This is a genomic window from Novosphingobium sp. BL-A-28-Hi1-0D (assembly GCF_055521755.1).
The window spans coordinates 2,008,128-2,029,252 of record NZ_CM145502.1 but is presented as its reverse complement, the minus strand read 5'-3'; the positions used below and the strand labels follow the sequence as shown (position 1 = coordinate 2,029,252).

Below are 21,125 nucleotides of genomic sequence, written 5' to 3'. Positions count from 1 at the left end.
GAACGCCGTGCCTTACTGATTGGGGTCCTGCACCTTGAACGGATCGGTCGCATCCGGCTTGGTCGGCAATGGCGAGCGCGGCAGTTCCTTGTCGCTCATCGCGGCCTGCAGCAGCATGCCTGCAAGGATCACCGAAGCCTGACGCATGTCGTCCGCGCGCATGTGGTCGAGCGTGTCGAGGCTCGAGTGGTGCACGCGACTATCGTAGTCGAGCGGGTCCTGGATGAACTGGTAACCGGGCAGGCCGATGGCCTGGAGATAGACGTGGTCGGTGCCCCCGGTCTTGCTCATCACCACCTTGTCGGCGCCCAGCGAATTGAACGGAGCAAGCCATTCGCGCAGCGTGGAAGCCGCACCGATGTTGCCCTCGGCATAGATGCCGCGGAACTTGCCCGAGCCATTGTCCATGTTGAAGTAGGCCTTGAGCTGCGAATACTCCGGCTTGGGCGTGATCGGGTAGGCATTGCGCCAGGCCGCATAGCTGTCGATCCCCTTCAGACTGGGGTCGACCGGGCGTGTGGCGAGGTGTTGCTCGATGTAGGCCTTGGAACCCAGCAGCCCCTGCTCTTCCCCGCTCCACAGCGCAAAGCGGATCGTGCGCTTCGGCTTCACGCCCAGCTTCGACAGAAGCCGTGCAGCCTCGATCACGGCAACGCTGCCCGCGCCGTTGTCCGAAGCGCCATCGCCCGCGATCCAGCTGTCGAAGTGCGCACCAGCCATGACATAGCCCGCCTTGGGATCGCTGCCGGGGATTTCGGCGATGACGTTGTCGGCCATCAGATCCTTGTCATCGAAGCTGGCATCGATCGAGAGCGAGAGTTGCGGCGCGACTCCGGTCTTCTCGAGGCGGACAAGGCGGCGATAGTCCTCCTGCGCCATGTCCATCGCCGGGATCGCGAGCGTCTGGCCGGGGATGAAATCATAGCCTTCGCCATGAACCAGCTTGCCGTCGCGATAGGTCATGCGGACCATCGCCAATGCGCCTTCGGCCTTGAGAAACTCGGAAAGCTTGCGCGCAAAGCCACGGCGAGCGGTCTGCATGGCGAGACCCTCGGGATCGTGGCGCGGCAGGGTGTACTTGTCGAGCTTGCCGATGTCCTCGCCCGAGAGGCGCTCGAACACCGGGTCTTTGGATTCGCTGGTTTCGCCGGGCAGGCTGACGAGCACGATCTTGCCCGCAAGTTTGCCCTTCCACGCATCGAAATTCTCGACCTTGCTCATCGGCGCGACGATGACCGGAGCGGTGATCGTGCCGCCCGTGGCAGGCGACCATGCCACCGGGAGGACGGTAAGCGGCAGGCTGCGCGGCGCAGTCATCGTGGCGGAGTAGCTCCTGAGGTTCCACCCCAGACCAAATTCGAACGGTTCGCGGTGGATGTTCTTCAGCCCGAAGGACGCGAACTTGGCGGTGGCCCATTCCTCGGCCTTGCGGTGGTTTTCCGAATTGGTCAGACGTGGGCCGATACGATCCATCAGTTCGGAAGCGGTCTCCATCACGTCGGAGCGATTGAGGCCTTCATCGAGCAACTGGGCAATAAGCTTGTCTTCGGCAGGACCTGCAAGAACGGGTGCTGCGGTGGCGCAAAGCGCAATGGCCGCAACGCCAATGGCGATGCGCGAACGGACGGTCATGTCTGGAAAGCTCCCCTGGGCAAGTTTCTATCGCAACCAGTCTTGCCGCTATGGCGCGGATTGCCAAGTGCTTTTTACGCCGGTTTGAGCAGCCAGTGACTGACTCCCCATTCCTTGCCGCCGCGATGGCCGAACAGGCCGGCGGTGGCGAGATAGAACAGACGCCATCTGCGGAGCCAAAGCGGGGTTTGCGCGCCATAGACATCGCGAAGCACCGGCTCGATCTCTGCGACTTTCGCATCGAACAGCGCCAGCCAGTCGAGCGCGGTCTTCTCGTAATGGGTGCCCTCCCACCACCAGTCCTTTTCCAGTGCGAACAGATCGGAAAACTGCCCGATCAGGCCGTGGCTGGGCATGATGCCGCCAGTGAAGAAGTACTGCGCGATCCAGCTCGACTTGTCGGCGGTGTCGAAACGGTACGGATACTGGCGGTGACTGAACACGTGGAGGAACAGACGACCGTCAGGCCTGAGCCAGCTTTTCACCCGTCCCAGCAGTTCACGCCAGTTGGCCATGTGCTCGAACATCTCGACCGAGACGACGCGATCGAACCGGCTTTCAGGCGCAAAAGCGTTCATGTCGGCTGTCAGGACGGTGAGATTGGTGATCCCCCGCGCTGCTGCCTTCGCCCGGATGTGCTCGCCTTGCGGGCGTGAATTGGACACGGCGGTGATCCGCGCGTTCGGGAAGCGCGCGGCCATGTAGAGGCTGAGCGAGCCCCAGCCGCAGCCGAGTTCGAGAATGTCCTGACCATCCTCGAGAGCAGCATGCTCGACCGTGGCAGCCAGCGCCGCCCGTTCAGCCTGCTCCAGCGTTTCGGTGCCGGTGGGATAGAGACAGCAGGAATACTTGGCGTTTGGCCCGAGGCTCAGCTCGAAAAAGCGCGGCGGGAGTTCGTAGTGCTGCTCGTTTGCGGCATCTGTGTGCTCGGCAACGGGGCGCTGTGCCATCCATGCAGCAAACCTGCCGTCCGTCGGCCGTTCCGTCAGCAGCGCTCGCAGGCGCTTCTCGCACATGAAGGTAACGCCCGCGCGAGTAAGTGCGTCGGGCAGCGGGGCTCGCTCGACGAGCGATATCACGGGGGCAAGCAGGCTCACGCAGCGGAACTAGCCATCCGGGTGTGACTTGTGTCAACCTGTCACGACGGGAGCGCTCTATAACAGATGATGGACGGGTAAGGACGCTACGGTATCGTTGCCGTGCGCGATGGGGATCTTGGGTTGTGAAGAGCCGTGGTGGCGTGCCGGGGGGCATGCTTGATATTGCCGTGGTCGGGAGCGGGATCTCCGGACTTTCTGCCGCGTGGCTGCTGTCGCAGCGACATCGCGTCACCCTGTTCGAGGCCGCGGACCGGCTCGGCGGGCATAGCAACACGGTCGAGGCTGATGGCGTGCCGGTGGATACCGGCTTCATCGTTTACAACGAGCGCACTTATCCCAACCTCACCGCGCTCTTTTCCCATCTCGGCGTGCCGACCCGCGAGACAGTGATGAGCTTTGGCGTCACGCTTGATCAGGGACGGCTTGAGTATTCCGGCGATCTGCGAGGTCTGTTCGCGCAGCGGCGCAATCTCGTCTCCCCACGCTTCTGGTCGATGCTGCGCGACCTGGCGCGGTTCTACAAGGCGGCCCCGCGCGACCTGCCGGACCTCGGCGATCTGGGCCTGGGTGCCTATCTCGATGGCCTCGGCTGCGGGCCTGCCTTTCGCGACGATCATCTCTACCCCATGGCCGCCGCGATCTGGTCGACTCCGGTGCGCGATATCCCGCACCACCCGGCCGCAGCCTTCATCCGCTTCTTCGAAAACCATGGATTGCTCCAGTTCCGCGAACGGCCGCGCTGGCGCACGGTCGATGGCGGCAGTCGGGAGTATGTGAAGCGTATCAGCGCTGACTTTGCCGAGCGCGTGCGGCTTTCATCGCCCGTGCGACAGGTTCGCCGCTTGTCTGATGGCGTGGACATCGAGGCCGGACGCGGATGGGAGCGCTTCGACCACGTCGTTCTCGCCTCGCACGCCGACCAGTCGCTCGCCATGCTGTCCGATGCCGACGCCGAGGAGCAGCGTCTGCTCGGTGCCTTCCCCTATCGCCACAACGAAGCCGTCCTTCACGCCGACCCGCGCCTCATGCCACGCCGACGCAAGGTGTGGTCGGCATGGAACTACGCGGCTGAGCGCGGTGCAGACGCGCACCAGCTTTCCGTGACCTACTGGATGAACCGCCTGCAGCACTTGCCGACAGACAAGGACCTGTTCGTCACCCTGAACCCGCTGGTCGAGCCGGACCCATCGCTGGTTTACCGGCGCGAGAGCTACGATCACCCGGTGTTCGACGTTGCGGCCGGCGCCGCGCAGAAGCAGCTCTGGTCACTGCAGGGCCGCCGCCGCACGTGGTTCTGCGGCGCATGGTTTGGTGCCGGCTTCCACGAGGACGGGCTGCAGTCGGGCCTGGCCGTGGCCGAGCAGCTTGGTGGTGTGCGTCGTCCGTGGAACGTCGAGGAAGAATCCGGGCGCATCCATGTGACGCATCAGGCGCGGGTACCGGAACTGGCGTGATGGAAGATGCGGCGCTCTATCACGGCCACGTCCTCCACCGCCGTCTGCGCCCAGCCGTTCACGTCCTGCGCTACCGCGTCCTTCACCTGCTGCTCGACATCGACAGGCTGGACGATCTCTCGGCGCGAATGCGCCTGTTCTCGCGCGGGCGCTTCAACCTGTTCTCGTTCCACGACCGGGATTGCGGCGACGGCATGGACCTGCGTGCCCATGCCGAACGCCTGCTGAGCTCTGCCGGGATCGAGCCGGACGGAGGGCGCATCCTGCTCCTGACCATGCCGCGCATGCTTGGCTATGCCTTCAATCCGCTCAGCACCTGGTTTTGCCATGGCGAAGACGGCGCGTTGCGCGCAGTGATCTACGAGGTCTCGAACACCTTCGGCGAACGGCACAACTACGTCATTCGCGCGGAGTCCGGCTCAAAAGCGCTGCATCAGCACGCTGCCAAGAGCTTCCATGTCTCACCCTTCCTGCCGATGGACATGGCCTACGCATTCCGGGTCTCGCCGCCCGGCGAAAGAGTGGCGATCGGCATCACCGTATCCGACGCTGCAGGACCGGTACTCGCGGCGGTCCACACAGCGCGGCGCGAGACATTGAGCGACGCCGCCCTGCTGCGCGCCGCGCTTGCCTATCCGCTCATGACGCTCAAGGTTACGGCAGGAATACACTGGGAAGCGCTCAAGCTGTGGCTCAAGCGCGTGCCGCTGTTTCGCAAGCCTCCGCCGCCGGTCCAGCCGGTGACAATCGGCCGCTGATCAGAACAGGCGGGTCAGCAGGTAGAAGGTCGCTCCCACGGTCGCACTCGCCGGGATGGTAATGAACCATGCCGTGACCACACGCTGCGCCACGCCCCAGCGTACCGCACTGGCGCGGCGAGCAGCGCCGGTGCCGATGACGCTGCCGGTGATCGCATGGGTGGTCGAAACCGGAATGCCCATCGCGCTCGCCCCGAACACCACGATCGAGCCTGCTGTCGACGCGCAGAAACCCGTATGGTGGTTCAGACGCGTGATCTTGGTGCCCATCGTCTTGATGATCTTCCACCCGCCCGACATCGTGCCTAGCGAAATCGCGGCGTAGCACGACAGCACGACCCATTCCGGGATGTGGAATTCGCCCTTCAGATATCCGGTCGAATAGAGCAGCACCGTGATGATGCCCATCGTCTTCTGGGCATCGTTGCCGCCATGGCTGATGGAATAGGCAGCAGACGAGATCAGGTGCAGGCCCTTGAACACGCCTTCCGCCCGGCGCGGCTGGAAGCCCTTGAACAGCCAGCTCGTGACCAGCACAAAGAACATCGCCAGCACGAAGCCGATCGTGGGCGAAAGGAAGATCGCGACGAATGTCTCGATGGTCTTCTTGGATTCGATCGCGTCAAACCCGCCATGCATCACGCCCGCGCCGAGCAGGCCGCCGATCAGGGCATGGCTCGACGAGGAGGGAATACCTTTGACCCAGGTGACGATGTTCCAGAACATCGCGCCGACCAGTGCTCCGAACACGACGGCGGGCGTCACGATGTCCTTGTCGATGATACCCTTGCCGATGGTATCGGCCACATGCAGCCCGACCAGCCAATAGGCGGCAAAGTTGCCGGCAGCGGCAAAAACAACCGCGGCGACAGGCGATAGCAGCCGCGTCGAGACAACCGTGGCGATGGAATTGGCCGCATCGTGCAGCCCGTTGAGGAAGTCGAAGGCCAGCGCCAGTGCGATGAGGCCGACCAGCAGCGGAAAGGCTAGCTCGTGCATCGGATCAGCTCCTGTCCCGCGCCGTCAGGCGTGGTCGATGACGAGCGCGTCGATCTCGTTCGCGACGTCCTCGAAGGCATCGGCGATCTTCTCGAGATGCTTGAATATCTCGCGCGAAACGATGAATGCGATGTGGTCGCCGTCGGTGCGGTGACGCAGGAAGTTGGCCTTGAGCCCTGCCTGATGGATCAGGTCCACCTCGCCCTCAAGCTTGACGATCCGCTCGGTCAGCGCGTGGAGGCGCCCGCCATTGCGCTCGATGTCGCGCAGCAGCGGCATGGCTTCGGCGATCAGGCCAACGGCTTCGACGATCTTGTCGGCCATTGCCTGCATCTCGGGCTCGAAGGCAGCAATCTCGTAGAGTTCGATGGCAGAGGCTGCTGCCTGCATCTCGTCGATGGTATCGTCCATCGCGCCGATCAGCGACGTGATCGCGCCGCGGTCAAACGGGGTCAGGAACGTGCGGCGCACTGTAAACAGGACTTCGCGGATCACGTCGTCCGCCGCATGTTCGCGGTCGCGGATCTTCCCCACCCACTGCGCGGCATCGCCTTGCGAGCGGGTGAGCTTTGCCAAGGCATCGGCTGCATCGACGCAGGCCGCCGCGTGGCGTTCGAACATGCCGAAGAAATCGCCCATCTTGGGCAGGAGACGCTGGAACCAGCCGAACATCGCTACGCTTCCCGAATTGCCGTCACGCACTAGGCGAAACGACTCGTTCCCGCCCACCGCGGCACTAGGCCAGTCACGGTTCAGTCACAATTGCCGAGCGCAGAATTGTCCACACCAGCGGCGCGGAACTCACAGCCAGCCGATGCTGCGGAACCGGATCCACAACCCGCCGCATATTGCTACAATCGCGCCCCACACTGCGAAGTAGCCGTAGTGCCACTTCAACTCGGGCAGATACTCGAAGTTCATGCCGTAGATTCCGGCAATCGCGGTCGGCACTGCCAGAATCGCTGCCCATGCCGCGAGCTGACGAGTCATCTCGCCCTGCCGATGCTGTTCGAGCAGGCTCGCGGTCTCGACAATCGCCGCCAGCGTTTCCTTCAGCCCTCGCATCCGCGCCATCGCCCGGCGCACATGGTCAAGCACGTCGCGAAACCAGATTCGTGCGGCTGGATCGATGCACGGCAGGTCAGCCACGACCAGGCGCTCGCAAACTTCCTCCATCGGCCCGATCACCCGTTCGAATCGACGCAAATGGCGGCGCAGGCGGAAGATGCGGCGGATCACGGATTGTTCGGGGAAAACGTCGATCGCTGCCTCTTCCATCTCCTGCGCCACTTCCTCGAGCTTCTCGAGCAGCGGCAGGTAACCGTCCACAATGAAGTCGAGCACGGCATGGAGAATGTAGTCCGGCCCTTCCGACAACCTGTCACCCTGTGCTTCCAGCTCCTCGCGCAAGGTCAGGTGCGCGCGCGTGCTGCCGAAACGGACACTGATCAGGAATCCGGGCCCGACGAAGAACGCGGTCTGTCCGTAGGCGATCTCCTCCCCCGCCTGCAGTTCCGCAGTGCGCGCCACAACGAACAGCGTCTTGCCGTAAACCTCAACCTTCGGCAGCTGGCGCGGATTGAGCGCATCCTCGACCGCAAGGGGGTGCAGGCAATACTGCCGCCGCACGAGGTCCATCTCCGCTGCGTCCGGCTCGCACAATCCGATCCAGTCGAAGGTGTGTGGTGGCAGCTCCGGCGCAGGTTCGCCGGTCAGATCGAGCACTTCCTCATTGGCAGTGCCATTGCTGTAGCGGCGGGCGGCGATCACGGTCATGCCAGCATCACTGGCAAACCTTGGAGCCACTGGCAATCGCGCGCGAGTGTGCTAACATCCCTGTAAATAGACAGGCATGGAGAGAGTGCGTGGGTGCAGAGCAGTCCACTTTTGCGGCAGGCAAGCCAGACGTCGACGTCCTGATCGTCGGTGCCGGCATTTCCGGCATCGGCATGGCCGCCCACATGAAAATGCTTTGTCCCGACCGCAGCTTCGCGATCATCGAGCGTCGCGCGCAGATCGGCGGAACGTGGGATCTCTTCCGCTATCCCGGCGTACGCTCCGATTCGGACATGCACACGCTGGGCTTCATCTTCGAGCCATGGAAGCACGAGAAGTCCATCGCAGACGGTCCGGCCATTCTCGAATACCTGAACCGCATCGTCGACGAACGCGACATCCGCCGCAACATCCGTTTCGAGAGCAAGGTCGTCAGCGCCGATTTCGACTGCGAAGCAGCGCACTGGGTGGTCACCCTCGAAGGCAACGACGGCCAGCGGAGCCGAGTGACAGCGGGCTGGATGTACCTCGGTTCAGGCTACTACGATTACGACAAGCCTTACGAAGCGCAGTTCGAAGGCCGCGAGGACTTCAAGGGCGAGATCATCCACCCCCAGTTCTGGCCAGAGAATCTCGATTATACCGGCAAGCGCGTGGTGGTGATCGGTTCGGGCGCAACCGCCGTCACCATCGTCCCTTCTATGGCTGCCAAGGCTGCGCATGTGACTATGCTCCAGCGCACGCCGACCTGGTATGGCATTCGCCCCGCGCGCGATGCCATTGCCAACTTCCTGCGCAAGATCCTGCCCGAGGAACTCGCCTATCGCATCACCCGCTGGAAGAACGTGCGGCTGCAGAACCTCGTGTTCAAGCGGGCAAAGACCAAACCCGAGCAGGTCAAGCAGTTCCTGACCAAGCGGATCAAGGAAGCTCTGGGCGACAAATACGACGAGAAGGCATTCACCCCGCCCTACGATCCCTGGGACCAGCGCCTGTGCCTGGTGCCCGACGCCGACCTGTTCGAGGCAATCAAGGCCGGAAAGGCCAGCGTCGTCACCGATCATATCGACCGCTTCGGCGCGACGGGTATCAAGCTCAAGTCCGGCAAGCACCTTGAAGCCGATATCATCATCACCGCAACAGGCCTCAAGATGGTCATGGCAGGCAAGATCACGATCAGCGTCGATGGCGTGCCGGTCGATTTTGCTGACCGCTACTACTACAAGGGCGTGATGTTCTCGAACGTGCCGAACCTTGCGACCGTGTTCGGCTATCTCAACGCCTCCTGGACACTGCGAGCCGACATCAACGCCCGCTACATCTGCAACGTGCTCAATGCGATGAAGGCGCGAAGGATGGAAGTGGCCGTCCCGAAGCTCGCCCCCAACCACCATCTCGACGACGACGACATCTACGCCCTGTCCTCTGGCTATATCGAGCGGGCCCGCCACCTCCTGCCCAAGTCGACCAGCGACATGCGCTGGCGCCTGAACCAGGACTACTTGCGCGACGTGGCATGGATGCGCGCGGATCCGGTCGAGGACGGCGTGCTGCAATTCGGCCATCCGCGTCCGGCAACCGTGCACAAGGAGCACATGGAAGCGGCGGAATAGCGCTTTTGCGGGGACAGGCCATGCGGTATCCCTCCCGCCCATGACCGACGAATCCCGCATCTGGACCGCCGCGCTTGTCGTGGTCGGAGACGAAATCCTCTCCGGCCGCACGCAGGACAAGAACATCGCGCAAGTCGCGACCTGGCTCGGCGTGCAGGGCATCCGCCTGCGCGAGGTTCGGGTCGTGCCTGACGACATGGTGGCGATCATCGAAGCGGTGAACGCGCTGCGCGCCCGCAACGACTATCTGTTCACCACCGGCGGCATCGGCCCCACGCACGACGATATCACTGTGGACGCGGTTGCCGAGGCCCTCGGCGTCGACGTCGTCATCCACCCCAAGGCCCGCGCCATTCTCGAAAGCTACTACGCCACACGCGGTGGCCTCAACGACGCTCGCCTACGCATGGCACGCGTTCCCGATGGCGCAGACCTGATCGAGAACCGCGTATCGGGTGCGCCGGGCATCCGCGTAGGCAACGTCTTCCTCATGGCAGGCGTCCCAGGCATCACCGCGCAGATGCTCGATGGCTTGACCGGCCAGCTCGAAGGCGGATTGCCCCTCCTGTCGACCACCGTCGGCTGCTGGGTCGCCGAAAGCGAGATTGCCGATCTTTTGCGCGAGACCGAACTGGCGTTCGATGGCGTGCAGATCGGCAGCTATCCGTTCTTCCGTGAGGGCAAGACCGGCGCGAACTTCGTGATCCGCTCCGTCAGCGAAAGCCAGCTCAAGGCATGTGCCCACAAGCTGGAAGAGGGCCTTGCTGCGATTGGGCGCTTCCCGGTCGCGGGCGGAATCTGAGCATGCTGACACGCCGCTTCGCCCTGCTGGCCCCGCTCGCCATCCTGTTGATTGCCGCGGCACCAGCAAAGAAGCGGGTGGCATCGCCTCGACCGCCTGCGCCAGCCTATCCTGCGCCCTCGACAGCCCCGTTGCCCGAAAAAGTTCGCGTCGCTCTGGATACCGAAGCAGGCCGCATCGTGGTCGAGCTGGACGTGAAGCGCGCTCCTGCCAGCGCCACGAACTTCGTCCGTTATGCCGAGACGAAGCGCTTCGACGGCACGGTCTTCTATCGCGCGATGCACCTGCCTTGGGGAGAGCAACCCAACGGCCTGATCCAGGCTGGCACGCGCGGCGATTCAAAGCGCAACATGCCACCCATCGCGCATGAGCCCACCGACGTGACCGGCATCCTGCACAAGGCCGGCACGCTTTCCATGGCGCGCTACGCGCCGGGTACGGCCACCGGCGATTTCTCGATCATGGTCTCCGACCAGCCTGGCCTCGATGCCCAGCCGGATTCCGCCGACCCTGAAGCCAAGGCCGGATACGCTGCCTTCGGACAGGTGGTCGAAGGCATGAACGTGGTGAAGGCGATCTTCACCGCCCCGATCTCGGAGACCGAAGGCGAAGGCATCATGCGCGGACAGATCCTCGCCAAGCCGGTCAAGATCCTGACGGCGCGCCGCCTTCCAGAGACTGCGCCTGCCCCTGCGCCCTGAACCTGCGCTTGCAATGGTTGCCTTGCTGCTGGCCGGATGCGCCGGATCGGCAGGCAGGTCGGGTCTGGAGCGAACGCTGGCGGCCAATGACAGTGCGACCGTGGCCCTTGGTCAATGGTGCGCAGCCAGACATATCGCCGATCCGCCAACCATCCGCGCCCTCGCGGACCGGTCGAAACGACTTCCGGCACCCCCGCAAGTCCGGACGGTCCTCGGCGTCGGCCCCGATGAACCGGTAGCCTATCGCCATGTCCGGCTGGCCTGTGGCGACACCGTCCTGTCGGTCGCCCACAACTGGTACGTGCAAGCCCGCCTGACCCCGGCGATGAACCAGATGCTCGAGAGCACCGACGTCCCGTTCGGCAAGGTCGTTGCGCCGCTGGGCTTTCGTCGCGAGCGCTTGGCGGGGATGCGCGGGGGCATGACGGAATGTCCCCCCGGCACGATCCTGTCGCATCGCGCCGTGCTCCGCCTGGCCGATGGCCGCGCGATCAGCCTTGTCGTCGAATGCTATACCCGCGAAAACATCAATCCCGCGAAGGGTTGACCGTCCAGTCGCCCACCGCGCCTTCCATGGCGGCTTCGGCATAGGCCTCTAGTTCGCGCCAATGCCGGTCCCAGCCGGGTCCGCGCTTTTCCGGCGGGATCAACGCCTCCACTTGGTGGCGGGCGACGGTTACCGGGTTTTGCGAGGCTTCAGATGCGGACATACCCCGCTCCTAGACGCCTTCCGCGAACAGAAAAAGGGCCGGAGAGGTTTCCCTCCCCGGCCTTCTTTTTCTTTGCCTAAGGCAGCTGAAATCAGCCGCCGTGGACCTGTGCCACGTCGACCTTGAGGCCGGGGCCCATCGACGAGGAAAGACCGATCTTGCGAACGTACTTGCCCTTGGCGCCGGCAGGCTTCGCCTTGACGATCGCATCGACGAAAGCGTCGAAGTTAGCGCGCAGCGCTTCGTCCGAGAACGAGAGCTTGCCGATGCCGCCGTGGATGATGCCGGCCTTCTCGACGCGGAATTCGATCTGGCCGCTCTTGGCTGCCTTGACCGCATCGGCGACGTTCGGGGTGACGGTGCCGAGCTTCGGGTTCGGCATCAGGCCCTTGGGACCCAGCACCTTGCCGAGGCGGCCGACGATGCCCATCATGTCGGGCGTCGCGATCACGCGGCCATAGTCGAGGTTGCCGTTCTGCATGTCCTCGAGCAGGTCTTCGGCACCAACCTTGTCGGCACCGGCTGCGAGAGCGGCTTCAGCCTTGTCGCCACGAGCGAACACGGCAACCTTGACATCCTTGCCGGTGCCCGAAGGCAGCACGACCATGCCACGGACCATCTGGTCGGCGTGGCGCGGATCGACGCCGAGGTTCAGCGAGACTTCAAGGCTCTCGTCGAACTTGGCGCTCTTGAGGTCCTTGAGCAGCGCGATGGCTTCATCGACGCCATAGAGCTTCTGGTTGTCGCCCAGCTTGGTGGCCAGGGCCTTCTGCTTCTTGGTCTGCTTGGCCATGGGATCAGCCCTCCACCACGGTGAGGCCCATCGCGCGCGCGGAGCCTTCGATGATCTTCGTTGCGGCGTCGATGTCGTTCGCGTTCAGGTCCTTCATCTTGGCCTGGGCGATTTCCGCCAGCTGCGAACGCTTGATCGAACCGGCCGAAGCCTTGCCCGGGGTCTTCGAACCCGACTTGATGCCAGCGGCCTTCTTGATGAAGAAGGTGGCGGGCGGGGTCTTGGTCACGAAGGTGAACGAGCGGTCAGCATAGACGGTGATCACGGTCGGAAGCGGCGTGCCCTTCTCGACTTCCTGCGTGGCAGCGTTGAACTGCTTGCAGAATTCCATGATGTTGACGCCACGCTGGCCGAGCGCGGGACCGATCGGCGGAGCGGGCTTTGCTTCACCGGCTGCAACCTGCAGCTTGATATAGCCTTCAATCTTCTTGGCCACAATGGGCCTCCTTTCTTCCTGTTGGCCGCGCCTGTTCAGCCCGGACCTCAGAGTGAGCGGTCAGACGCCCCGGAACCGGGACTCCCGCACGGACCTTTTGGACGGATTCGCCCGCAAGAGTGCGCGCCCTTAGCGGCAATGGCCCGCAAAGCCAAGCCCCGGCGGTTTTCTGCTGCAAATCGCATGCGGCGCTGGCGGTGAAGCGTGATAGCTTTCCCGCCATGAAGATCGACCGCCGCACGCTGCTAGCAACCGCCCCTGCCCTTGCCGCAACCCGCGCCTTCCCCGCCACTGGCCCCACTGCCGCAGTGTCATCTGCAGCGGTCCGACGGGATTTTGCCGTCTTCGCCGAGGCCTACGACCGGCTGCATCCGGGGCTGGATCGATACCTCGGGCGCACGCGGTTCCAAACCCTTGTCTCGCAGGAAGTAGCCCGCCTCACCAATGGGCCCTGCACGGTGCAGGATCAGTTCCTGACGCTCGCAAGGATCACCGCAGCCGTCAGGTGCGGGCACAGTTATCCCAATCCGGCCAACCAGTCGAAAGCGGTCGTGACGGACGTCGTGGGCACCAGTGCGCCCGTTCCCTTCGCTTTCCGCTGGATCGACGGGCAGATGGTGGTGACCGGAACTCTGCGCGACGACGTTCCCCTCGCCCCGGGCACCGTCGTCACCGCCGTCGATGGCACGGCCGCGCCCACGCTTCTGCGCCGCCTGATGCCATTGGCGCGTGCCGATGGTGGCAACGATGCCAAGCGACTGGCACTGCTTGGCATCGAGAACCAGTCGTGGCCCAATCCCTTTGACGTCTATCGCCCGCTGATCGCCCCGCGCGGAAAGCCAGACCGTGTACAGCTTGCGCTTGCCGACGGGCGCACGCTCGATCTTCCGGCCTTCAAGCGCGCCAACGGCGGTGGAGGGTCGCGGCGTACCGATCCTGCCAGCAGCGGTTGGCGCTTTGACATCAGCAAAGGCGTCGGGAGCCTGCGCATGGACACTTGGGCACTCTACGACGCCAAGTGGGACTGGAAGGCATGGCTGGACGCCGCATTTGACCGCCTGATCGCAGAAAAGGCGCAAGGCCTCGTCATCGACTTGCGCGCCAACGAAGGCGGCGTTGATTGCGGCGATGATGTGCTTGCCCGCCTGATTGAGCGTCCCATGCCTGTTGCGGTGATGGAGCGGCATGTGCGCTACAGGCGCATCTCCGATGCCCTGCGCCCCGTGCTCGACACCTGGGATCGCAGCTTCGACGACTGGGGAGATGCCGCAAGGCCATCGCCGCGCAAGGGGATGTTCCGACTGGTGCGCGGCGATTTCGATCTGCCCGGCGCAAAGATCGAACCTTCAGGGCAACGCTTTGGCGGCAAGGTCGCGGTGCTGGTCGGGCCTACCTGTTCGTCGGCGACCTTCCAGTTTGCCGAAACCATCAAGCGCAGCGGCATCGCCCGGCTCGTGGGTGAACCAACCGGCGGAAACCTGCGCGGCATCAATGGGGGCGCATTCTACTTCCTGCGCCTGCCCGAAACAGGGCTGGAAGTCGACCTGCCACTGATCGGCTATTTCCCCTCGACGCCGCAGCCGGACGCAGGCGTGCTGCCCGACGTAGCGGTCCGCACCACAGCGCTGGACCTCGCCTCCGGTCGCGATCCCGCAATGGAAAAGGCGCGCCAGCTGGTGAGCTGACGCGCCATTGCGAAGTGCTTTAAGCCGTTCAGCCGCGAACGAGTTCGACTTCCTCGAAGCCCAGTTCCACCGGCGTTGCGCGCCCGAAGATTGAGACCGAGACCTTCACGCGGCTCTTGTCGAAGTCCAGTTCCTCGACGATGCCGTTGAACGAGGCAAACGGGCCGGCGTTGACCTTGACCGAATCGCCGATCTCGTAATCGACCACCACGCTCTTGCGCGGCTCGGCAGCAGCCTGCTCGCGCGCGCCGAAATAGCGGGCGGCTTCCTTGTCGGAAATCGGCTGCGGCTTGTTGTTGGTGCCAAGGAAGCCCGTCACCTTCGGAGTGTTCTTCACGAGGTGATAGATGTCGTCGTTCATCGAAAGCTTGGCGAGGACGTAGCCCGGCATGAACTTGCGCTCGACCTGGACCTTCTTGCCGCGCTTCACTTCGGTGACGGTCTCGGTCGGCACTTCGACCGCCTCGACCAGCTGCGAAAGACCGATGCGCTCGGCTTCGGAAATGATCGCTTCCTTCACCTTGTTCTCGAAACCGGAATAGGCGTGAATGATGTACCAGCGGGCCATATCTTTGTTCTCTTTGGTCCTGGAGGTTGGTCTGATCAGGCGAGCGAAAGCAGGAAGCGGACGATTGCGCTGAACAGCGAATCGATGCCGAGGAAGAACACCGCGAGGATCAGCATCATGATGCCAACGAAGATCGCCGTCGTCGTCGTCTCCTGACGGGTCGGCCATACGACCTTGCGCGCTTCCGCCTTCACCTGGTTGAAGAACTCGCCGGGGCTGGTCTTGGCCATTGCTCTGGTGCCTTGCTTGTTGCGGGGAAATTCCGCGTGAAAACTCGTTTCTTCCAGCTAGGGGGCATCGCCACCCCGGACAAGTCCGGGAGGGGCTGGCGATTTTCCGATGTCGGAAGTTCCGTTCATTTAGTCCGCATGGGCCGCGATGGCAAGGGCACGCGTGGGATGGGGCGCTCCGCGTTCCCGACAGACGGACGTCTCTCACAGGAACGCCAGTCACCGGAATGGGTCACGCCAGTGGCGGACTTGGCAGCATAAGCCGAAACTGAAGCGCTTCGCCGCCAGGTGGCACGACAGGAGAGGCCCTCGCGGTTCGTCCCTTTTTGTGCCGAGTTCGTCGGCAGATCATCGGATCGACTGGCATTGCCGGATCGCAGTGATAGTCTTTGCACACATCTCAGGCGAACCAGACGCATGAGACGAACTCGGGGCGAGCGCCAAGGCTTTCGCCTCTTTTTTTGCGTCCGGTTTCCACAGGCGGACGAGCTCGCGCCTCGAACACCTTCTTGAAGAGAGCATGGCAGCAGGCATCAACCGCCATGTCACGCTCGCAGAAACTGCATCTGATGGAAATACGAAGCGCGGCGGAAGAAATCCGATCTGGCGCTTATGACTCGCCCTTGCGGCGAGTGGCAGGAGTGGGGGGACTCGAACCCACGGCCCTCGGTTTTGGAGACCGATGCTCTACCAACTGAGCTACACTCCTGTACTCTGACCGGCCCCTTAAAGGCTTGACGCCGGGAGCGCAACCGACCGAAACACATTATTGTCATCATGGCCCGAAATGATCCCCACACCATCCCGCCCGAGCTTCTGCTCAAGGCCTATCGCGCGGGCATCTTCCCGATGGCGGACAGCCGTGACGATCCCGAAGTCTTCTGGGTTGAGCCGCGCATGCGGGCGATCCTGCCGCTCGATGGCTTCCACCTGTCGAAATCGCTGGCGCGCACGCTACGACGCGGCAAATTCACGGTCACCTGCAACGCCGCCTTCGAGGCGGTGATCGATGCCTGCGCCGCCCCGCGACCGGGGGCCGACGAAAGCTGGATCAGCACCCGGATCCGCGAAAGCTACATCGGCCTGCATGAACACGGCCACGCCCATTCGATCGAATGCTGGAGCGAGGGACGCCTCGTCGGAGGCCTATACGGTGTAGGCTTTGCCCGGGTCTTCTGCGGCGAATCGATGTTCAGCCGCAAGACCGACGCGTCAAAGGTCGCGCTGGCCTGGCTGGTGGCGGCATTGCGGCGAATCGGGGCGGAACTGCTCGATTGCCAGTTCACCACCTCGCACCTCGCCTCGCTGGGCGCAGTGGAAATTCCTCAGAGCCAGTACCTGCAACTCCTGTCGCAGGCGCAGCGGCCTTATTCCTCGGGCGAAGTGTCGGCGGCGCGGGCGCTGGCCGACGCAGTGGGCGACGGGCTTGCGACGGGCGCAGGCGAAGCGGCCTCGCTCGGGCTGCCCGCAGGATTCGCCGCGTTGCGCGCCGATGCCAGCGGCTCTTCCTCGCCAGGGAACCTCATCGCGCAGTCCTTGACCCAGACGTCATAGACCGGATGCTCGACGACGTTGAGCGACGGCGCATTCCTGAACAGCCAGCCCGAAAAGACCTTGTGCCAGGCCAGCGGCTGCTCGGTGGTCGCGCGTTCTTCCACGAACAACTGGACGAAGGCCCCGATCTCCGGCGGGTCCTCCCACGGCGCGGTCTTCTCGCAGGTGGCAAGCTTGACGATGGCATTGCCGATCCGACGCGATTCGCCGCTCTTGAGGACGATGTCCTGCGTGATGTTGTTGCGCTTGTTGAGAAAGCCCAGCGTCGCCACGCGGTCCTTGATCGGCGTGCCGAACTCGCTTTCCACGGCCGCACCCGATGCGCTGGCGATGGCAGAGCCGGTCTCGGTCGCCTCGGGCGGTGGTGGGGGAGCCTTGTCGTCGCAACCGGCAAGCGCCAGCAGGCCCGCAAATGCGAGCGCCTTACTGGCCGCCGATGCGACCGATGGCATCAGGCTTCCGGAACCCAGGCTTCGTAGTCGCCCGTTGCCGCAGCGCGCTTGCCGCCACGCTCCAGTGCGCCTTGCGGGCGATAGGCGTTGACCGTGCCGGTGGCGTTGGGGGTGTAGTCCACTTCCCAGATGCGGGCAGGGGGCAGGTTGCTTTCGGGCACACCGTCAAAACTGCCGTGCAGCCAGCCGTGCCATTCCGAAGGAACGCGGCTCGCATCGTTTGCGCCGTTGTAGATCACCCAGCGGCGCTCGCGCCCGGCAAAGGGGTGGCCCTTGGGATAGGGCTTCTTCGCGCGGAAGTACTTGTTGCCTTGCGCGTCGGTGCCCACCTGCTCGCCGTTCAGCGCGCTGAACAGCATGGTGGTGACGGTGGCGCCATTCCACCATGTGAAGATCTTGCCGAGGATGCTCATGGTACCTGCCTTGGATATTGGGCGCGCTTAGCCGCTGATGGGGGGAGTCGGCAAGCGCGTTGATGCGCCTGCCTGTCGGTTACCATTCAACCTTGTCGCCCGCCTTGATCCCGAGCTTGGCCGCAAGCCCGCCATTGATCTCCAGCACGGCCAGCGTCGGCCCCGCGGCCGGAAGCGGCGTCTCGTCATAGGGCACCGCATTGGCGGCGATGTTCAGGATACGATGGTCGGTGCCGATGAAGATGATGTCGAGCGGGATCACCGTGTTGCGCATCCAGAATGCCGCGATGTCGGGCGGATTGCGCAGGAAGATCATGCCTTCGTCATCGCCGATCGCAGTGCGGAACATCAGCCCCTTGGCCTGCTCGGCAGACGTGCGCGCGACTTCCGACTTGAAGACGTGGGCGATCTTGCCGCTCGTCACCGTCACCGGCTGCACCTGCAGGCCCGAAACCGGATGAACCGCAGGCGTTGCCGTCTGCGCTGGAGCCTTCGCCCCGGCGTCTGCCGCACCGGGCGAGCAGCCCGCGATCAGCGCGAGGGCGGCAAATGCAATGATTCTAGTCACCTGCTTCATCGGTCCACTCTTCCAGAGCCTCTTGGCTCAACGCATTCACCACCTCGCGCGCATGCGCAAGGGGGTGTCCCGCCCTAAGCATGGCTGCGACCTGCTTTTCGCGCACCGCCGGGTCAAGCCTACCCCCGGTGCCGAACGGGCCGAACAGCCGCTTGCGCGCCATGACCAGAGCCGCACGCCGACGCTCCGCCTCGCTGCCACGCGCATCTTCCCGCAAGGGCTCGGCTATGCCTGCCGCACCCAGAGCCTGATCGATCCGCCGCGCGCCATAGCCCCGCCGCAGCAGCCCTTGCGCCTTGCCGCGCGCAAACATGGCATCGTCTATGTATCCGAGTTCCACGAACCGCGCGACGATTCCGGCAATGTCGGCCTGGCCCTCGCCTTCCCAGCCCCGCTCGCGCAGCTTGCGCCGCAGATAGTCCGAAAGCTTGCCCGCACTCGTCGCAAATCGCGCGACATAATGCAGCGCCAGATCATCCAGACGCCGCGCATCAAGGGGCTTGGGCACCCTGCGCTCCCGACTCGGGCGCTCCCGGCGTTCTCCGCCACGATCTGGGGAATTGCGATCCATTCGCCACATTCGTGCCACAGTCGCGACTAAATGAGAACGTCCGTACCGTGGTGGCGTTGTTTTCGCGTCACGGACCAGTAATGGGCCGTCCGAAGCTAATGGACCGTTCATCGGCGGGCACGCAAAGGCCCGCAGGACGAATGAAAAGAACATCGGGGTATCGCATGACTGTTTCGAACGCTGTCGCTGAAAAGGCGGCTCTCGTTCCCACACCCAATCTCGACGTGCAGCCACGTCGGTATTCGGAGTTCGACACGTTCTGTGATGCGCTGGACTACGCCGCAAAGGGCGTGCTCGGCTTCAACTTCCACGATCCGCGCGGCACCCTTTCCCGCGTCTATCCCTATTCCGAACTGCGGTCCGATGCGCTCGTCGCCGCCCGCCGCCTCGTCGACATGGGCGTTGCTCCCGGCGATCGCGTTGCCCTCGTGGCAGAGACCGGGCCTGAGTTTGCCGCGATCTTCTGCGGGGCGATGTACGCTGGCGCATGGCCGGTCCCGCTCCCTCTGCCCACCAGCTTCGGCGGCAAGGAAAGCTATATCGACCAACTCGCCGTGCAGCTCGGCAGCTCGGACCCGAAGATGCTCGTCTATCCCGGCGAGATTGCCGAGATGGCCGGTGCCGCCGCCGCCCGCCAGGGCTGCAAGGGCCTGTCATGGGCCGAATTCGACGCAGGCGAACTGTCGGACGCGCCGCTGCCCACGCCCGACCCAGACGCGATCAGCTACCTGCAATACTCGAGCGGCTCGACCCGCTTCCCGCACGGCGTCGCCGTCACCCACCGTGCCCTGCTCGCCAATCTTGCTGGCCACGCCCACGGCATGAATATCGCCGATCCTGACCGCGCGGTCTCATGGCTGCCGTGGTATCACGACATGGGCCTCGTCGGCTGCTTCCTCTCGCCGATCGCGAACGGCGTCTCGGTAGACTATCTCAAGACGGAAGACTTCGCCCGTCGCCCTCTGGCATGGCTCGATCTGGTAAGCCGCAACACCGGCACCACGCTCTCCTATTCGCCCACCTTCGGCTACGACATCTGCGCCCGCCGCATCTCGAGCCAGAGCCATGTCTCTGACCGTTTCGACCTGTCGCGCTGGCGCGTGGCGGGCAACGGGGCTGACATGATCCGCCCTGACGTTATGCAGAACTTCGTCAATGCCTTTGCCGAAGCCGGCTTCAAGGCCGAGGCGTTCCTGCCCAGCTACGGCCTTGCCGAGGCGACGCTGGGCGTCACCATCATGCCGCCGGGCGAAGGCATCCGCGTCGAACTGGTCGAAGAAGAACGCCTTTCAGGCACCCCGCGCGACTTGTCGCGCCCGGCCCGCTATCGCGCGATGGTCAATTGCGGCGTGCCGATCAGGGGCATGGAACTGGCCATTCGCGGGGAAAAGGGCAACGAACTGCCGCACCACCATATCGGCAAGGTGTGGTGCCGCGGCTCGTCGGTGATGCACTCCTATTTCCGCGATCCCGAAGCGACCGCCGAATGCATGGTCGATGGCTGGCTCGACACCGGCGACATGGGCTACGTGGACGAGAAGGGCTACCTGTTCATTGTCGGTCGCGCCAAGGACATGATCATCATCAACGGCAAGAACCACTGGCCGCAGGACATCGAGTGGGCCGTGGAACAGCTTCCCGGCTTCCACCAGGGTGACATCGCCGCCTTCTCGGTCGAGACGGAAAACGGCGAGGAAGCCCCAGCCGTTCTGGTCCACTGCCGCGTCTCCGACCCTGCCGAGCGCGTGAAGCTGCGTGACCAGATCCGCGACAAGGTCCGCTCGATCACCGGCATGAATTGCGTGGTCGAACTCGTGCCACCGCGCACCCTGCCGCGCACCAGTTCGGGCAAGCTCAGCCGCGCCAAGGCCAAGAAGCTCTACCTTTCCGGAGACATCGCGCCCTACCAGTTGGCCGCCTGATCGTTCCGAACCGGTACGGGTCTCTTTCTTAAAAGCTTGACGAATTTGTCATCTTCCGATTCCCTATGCTCCGGGCAGAGGGAGAAGAGAGATGGCAACCGCAGGTTTGCCGAGCGATGACACGCCGCACGAGCTTTCAGGCGTGGTCATCGGCTGGAAGCATCGCGACTTCGCACGCAACATCCATTTGACGGTGCAATCAACAAGCAAGTCGCGCCCGACGCCCGAAGCGGTCGACACGCACCACCTGTTGATGACCCGCAACCAGGCCATGCTCCTCGCCAACTACCTGATGCGCGCGACCGGACAGGAATTGCCAATGCGGCGGCGCAGCTGGTGGCAGAGGTTGTTTGGATAGGCCTGCCTTTTTGCCGCTTCC

At 63.8% G+C, this 21,125-nt stretch carries 23 protein-coding genes, 1 tRNA gene and 1 pseudogene; 10 read left to right on the top strand and 15 right to left on the bottom strand.

From position 1 onward, the window contains the following. Positions 1–12 precede the first annotated feature (12 nt). Positions 13–1,632: a M20/M25/M40 family metallo-hydrolase gene (locus ACZ1JW_RS09930; RefSeq protein ID WP_465123727.1), complete on the bottom strand. Its 1,620-nt coding sequence runs from the start codon at positions 1,630–1,632 to the stop codon at positions 13–15. A 74-nt stretch (positions 1,633–1,706) separates the two neighbouring features. Next, positions 1,707–2,729, bottom strand: coding sequence for an SAM-dependent methyltransferase (locus ACZ1JW_RS09925; RefSeq protein WP_465140449.1), 1,023 nt, complete (start codon positions 2,727–2,729; stop codon positions 1,707–1,709). Positions 2,730–2,884: 155 nt separating this feature from the next. Between ACZ1JW_RS09925 and ACZ1JW_RS09920 the strand changes: the two genes are divergently transcribed. After that, the gene (locus ACZ1JW_RS09920; RefSeq protein WP_465140448.1) at positions 2,885–4,186 is read left to right on the top strand and encodes an NAD(P)/FAD-dependent oxidoreductase; all 1,302 of its coding nucleotides are present in this window, start codon (positions 2,885–2,887) and stop codon (positions 4,184–4,186) included. Beyond that, the gene (locus ACZ1JW_RS09915; RefSeq protein WP_465140447.1) at positions 4,186–4,944 is read left to right on the top strand and encodes a DUF1365 domain-containing protein; all 759 of its coding nucleotides are present in this window, start codon (positions 4,186–4,188) and stop codon (positions 4,942–4,944) included. Before ACZ1JW_RS09920 ends, ACZ1JW_RS09915 begins: the two co-directional genes overlap by 1 nt. On the opposite strand, the gene ACZ1JW_RS09910 is transcribed toward ACZ1JW_RS09915, so the two are convergent. From ACZ1JW_RS09910 to ACZ1JW_RS09900, 3 genes are all read right to left on the bottom strand, one after another. Beyond that, on the bottom strand, positions 4,945–5,943 hold the full coding sequence (locus ACZ1JW_RS09910; protein WP_465140446.1) for an anion permease: 999 nt from the start codon (positions 5,941–5,943) through the stop codon (positions 4,945–4,947). Positions 5,944–5,967: 24 nt separating this feature from the next. Beyond that, the gene (locus ACZ1JW_RS09905) at positions 5,968–6,615 is read right to left on the bottom strand and encodes a DUF47 domain-containing protein (RefSeq protein ID WP_465140445.1); all 648 of its coding nucleotides are present in this window, start codon (positions 6,613–6,615) and stop codon (positions 5,968–5,970) included. Between the two features lie 129 nt (positions 6,616–6,744). Further along, positions 6,745–7,719, bottom strand: coding sequence for a magnesium and cobalt transport protein CorA (locus ACZ1JW_RS09900; protein WP_465140444.1), 975 nt, complete (start codon positions 7,717–7,719; stop codon positions 6,745–6,747). A gap of 173 nt (positions 7,720–7,892) precedes the next feature. On the opposite strand from ACZ1JW_RS09900, the gene ACZ1JW_RS09895 reads away from it, so the two are divergent. Genes ACZ1JW_RS09895 through ACZ1JW_RS09880 form a run of 4 tightly spaced genes read left to right on the top strand, consistent with a single transcriptional unit; the run spans position 7,893 to position 11,382 of the window. Beyond that, positions 7,893–9,332 (top strand): flavin-containing monooxygenase, encoded by a 1,440-nt coding sequence (locus tag ACZ1JW_RS09895; RefSeq protein ID WP_465142757.1) that lies wholly within the window; start codon positions 7,893–7,895, stop codon positions 9,330–9,332. Positions 9,333–9,372: 40 nt separating this feature from the next. Next, positions 9,373–10,134, top strand: a complete 762-nt coding sequence (locus ACZ1JW_RS09890; protein WP_465140443.1) for a competence/damage-inducible protein A — start codon at positions 9,373–9,375, stop codon at positions 10,132–10,134. 2 nt (positions 10,135–10,136) lie between these two features. Continuing rightward, on the top strand, positions 10,137–10,835 hold the full coding sequence (locus ACZ1JW_RS09885) for a peptidylprolyl isomerase (RefSeq protein ID WP_465140442.1): 699 nt from the start codon (positions 10,137–10,139) through the stop codon (positions 10,833–10,835). A gap of 13 nt (positions 10,836–10,848) precedes the next feature. Next, complete coding sequence (locus ACZ1JW_RS09880; RefSeq protein ID WP_465140441.1) at positions 10,849–11,382, top strand: hypothetical protein; 534 nt, start codon at positions 10,849–10,851, stop codon at positions 11,380–11,382. Here the strand turns inward: ACZ1JW_RS09880 and ACZ1JW_RS09875 are convergent. The 3 genes from ACZ1JW_RS09875 to rplK all read right to left on the bottom strand — a co-directional run bounded on the left by ACZ1JW_RS09875 (position 11,363) and on the right by rplK (position 12,774). After that, positions 11,363–11,545, bottom strand: a complete 183-nt coding sequence (locus tag ACZ1JW_RS09875) for a hypothetical protein (RefSeq protein ID WP_465140440.1) — start codon at positions 11,543–11,545, stop codon at positions 11,363–11,365. The two genes, ACZ1JW_RS09880 and ACZ1JW_RS09875, sit on opposite strands and share 20 nt — an antisense overlap. Positions 11,546–11,636: 91 nt before the next feature. Next, on the bottom strand, positions 11,637–12,338 hold the full coding sequence (gene rplA, locus ACZ1JW_RS09870) for a 50S ribosomal protein L1 (protein WP_465123739.1): 702 nt from the start codon (positions 12,336–12,338) through the stop codon (positions 11,637–11,639). A gap of 4 nt (positions 12,339–12,342) precedes the next feature. Further along, positions 12,343–12,774: a 50S ribosomal protein L11 gene (gene rplK, locus ACZ1JW_RS09865; protein ID WP_039331852.1), complete on the bottom strand. Its 432-nt coding sequence runs from the start codon at positions 12,772–12,774 to the stop codon at positions 12,343–12,345. A 197-nt stretch (positions 12,775–12,971) separates the two neighbouring features. Here rplK and ACZ1JW_RS09860 point away from each other — a divergent pair, with 197 nt between their 5' ends. Beyond that, on the top strand, positions 12,972–14,459 hold the full coding sequence (locus tag ACZ1JW_RS09860) for a S41 family peptidase (RefSeq protein ID WP_465140439.1): 1,488 nt from the start codon (positions 12,972–12,974) through the stop codon (positions 14,457–14,459). A gap of 28 nt (positions 14,460–14,487) precedes the next feature. Here ACZ1JW_RS09860 and nusG read toward each other — a convergent pair whose 3' ends face one another. The 3 genes from nusG to ACZ1JW_RS09845 form a co-directional block, all read right to left on the bottom strand. After that, complete coding sequence (gene nusG / locus ACZ1JW_RS09855) at positions 14,488–15,027, bottom strand: transcription termination/antitermination protein NusG (protein WP_465123742.1); 540 nt, start codon at positions 15,025–15,027, stop codon at positions 14,488–14,490. 35 nt (positions 15,028–15,062) lie between these two features. Continuing rightward, positions 15,063–15,257 carry a preprotein translocase subunit SecE gene (secE, locus tag ACZ1JW_RS09850; RefSeq protein WP_144905279.1) on the bottom strand — a complete coding sequence of 65 codons (195 nt, stop codon included), beginning with the start codon at positions 15,255–15,257 and terminating at the stop codon, positions 15,063–15,065. A 633-nt stretch (positions 15,258–15,890) separates the two neighbouring features. After that, positions 15,891–15,966 (bottom strand) — tRNA-Trp (locus ACZ1JW_RS09845). A gap of 68 nt (positions 15,967–16,034) precedes the next feature. Between ACZ1JW_RS09845 and aat the strand changes: the two genes are divergently transcribed. After that, a complete protein-coding gene (aat, locus tag ACZ1JW_RS09840) occupies positions 16,035–16,811 on the top strand; it encodes a leucyl/phenylalanyl-tRNA--protein transferase (protein ID WP_465140438.1) in 777 nt (258 codons plus the stop codon). Between the two features lie 35 nt (positions 16,812–16,846). Here the strand turns inward: aat and ACZ1JW_RS09835 are convergent. From ACZ1JW_RS09835 to ACZ1JW_RS09820, 4 genes and pseudogenes are all read right to left on the bottom strand, one after another. After that, positions 16,847–17,263 (bottom strand): annotated as a pseudogene (locus ACZ1JW_RS09835) (DUF2155 domain-containing protein); the annotation flags it as partial. Then, complete coding sequence (locus ACZ1JW_RS09830; RefSeq protein WP_144905271.1) at positions 17,263–17,676, bottom strand: NADH:ubiquinone oxidoreductase subunit NDUFA12; 414 nt, start codon at positions 17,674–17,676, stop codon at positions 17,263–17,265. The gene ACZ1JW_RS09830 and the pseudogene ACZ1JW_RS09835, both read right to left, overlap by 1 nt. A gap of 79 nt (positions 17,677–17,755) precedes the next feature. Continuing rightward, on the bottom strand, positions 17,756–18,253 hold the full coding sequence (locus ACZ1JW_RS09825; RefSeq protein WP_465140437.1) for a DUF192 domain-containing protein: 498 nt from the start codon (positions 18,251–18,253) through the stop codon (positions 17,756–17,758). Next, positions 18,237–18,824, bottom strand: a complete 588-nt coding sequence (locus ACZ1JW_RS09820; RefSeq protein WP_465140436.1) for a regulatory protein RecX — start codon at positions 18,822–18,824, stop codon at positions 18,237–18,239. The genes ACZ1JW_RS09825 and ACZ1JW_RS09820 overlap by 17 nt, the downstream gene beginning before the upstream one ends. A 164-nt stretch (positions 18,825–18,988) precedes the next feature. Between ACZ1JW_RS09820 and ACZ1JW_RS09815 the strand changes: the two genes are divergently transcribed. Further along, positions 18,989–20,746 carry a fatty acyl-AMP ligase gene (locus ACZ1JW_RS09815; RefSeq protein ID WP_465140435.1) on the top strand — a complete coding sequence of 586 codons (1,758 nt, stop codon included), beginning with the start codon at positions 18,989–18,991 and terminating at the stop codon, positions 20,744–20,746. Between the two features lie 91 nt (positions 20,747–20,837). Further along, complete coding sequence (locus ACZ1JW_RS09810; RefSeq protein WP_465140434.1) at positions 20,838–21,104, top strand: hypothetical protein; 267 nt, start codon at positions 20,838–20,840, stop codon at positions 21,102–21,104. Positions 21,105–21,125 lie beyond the last annotated feature (21 nt).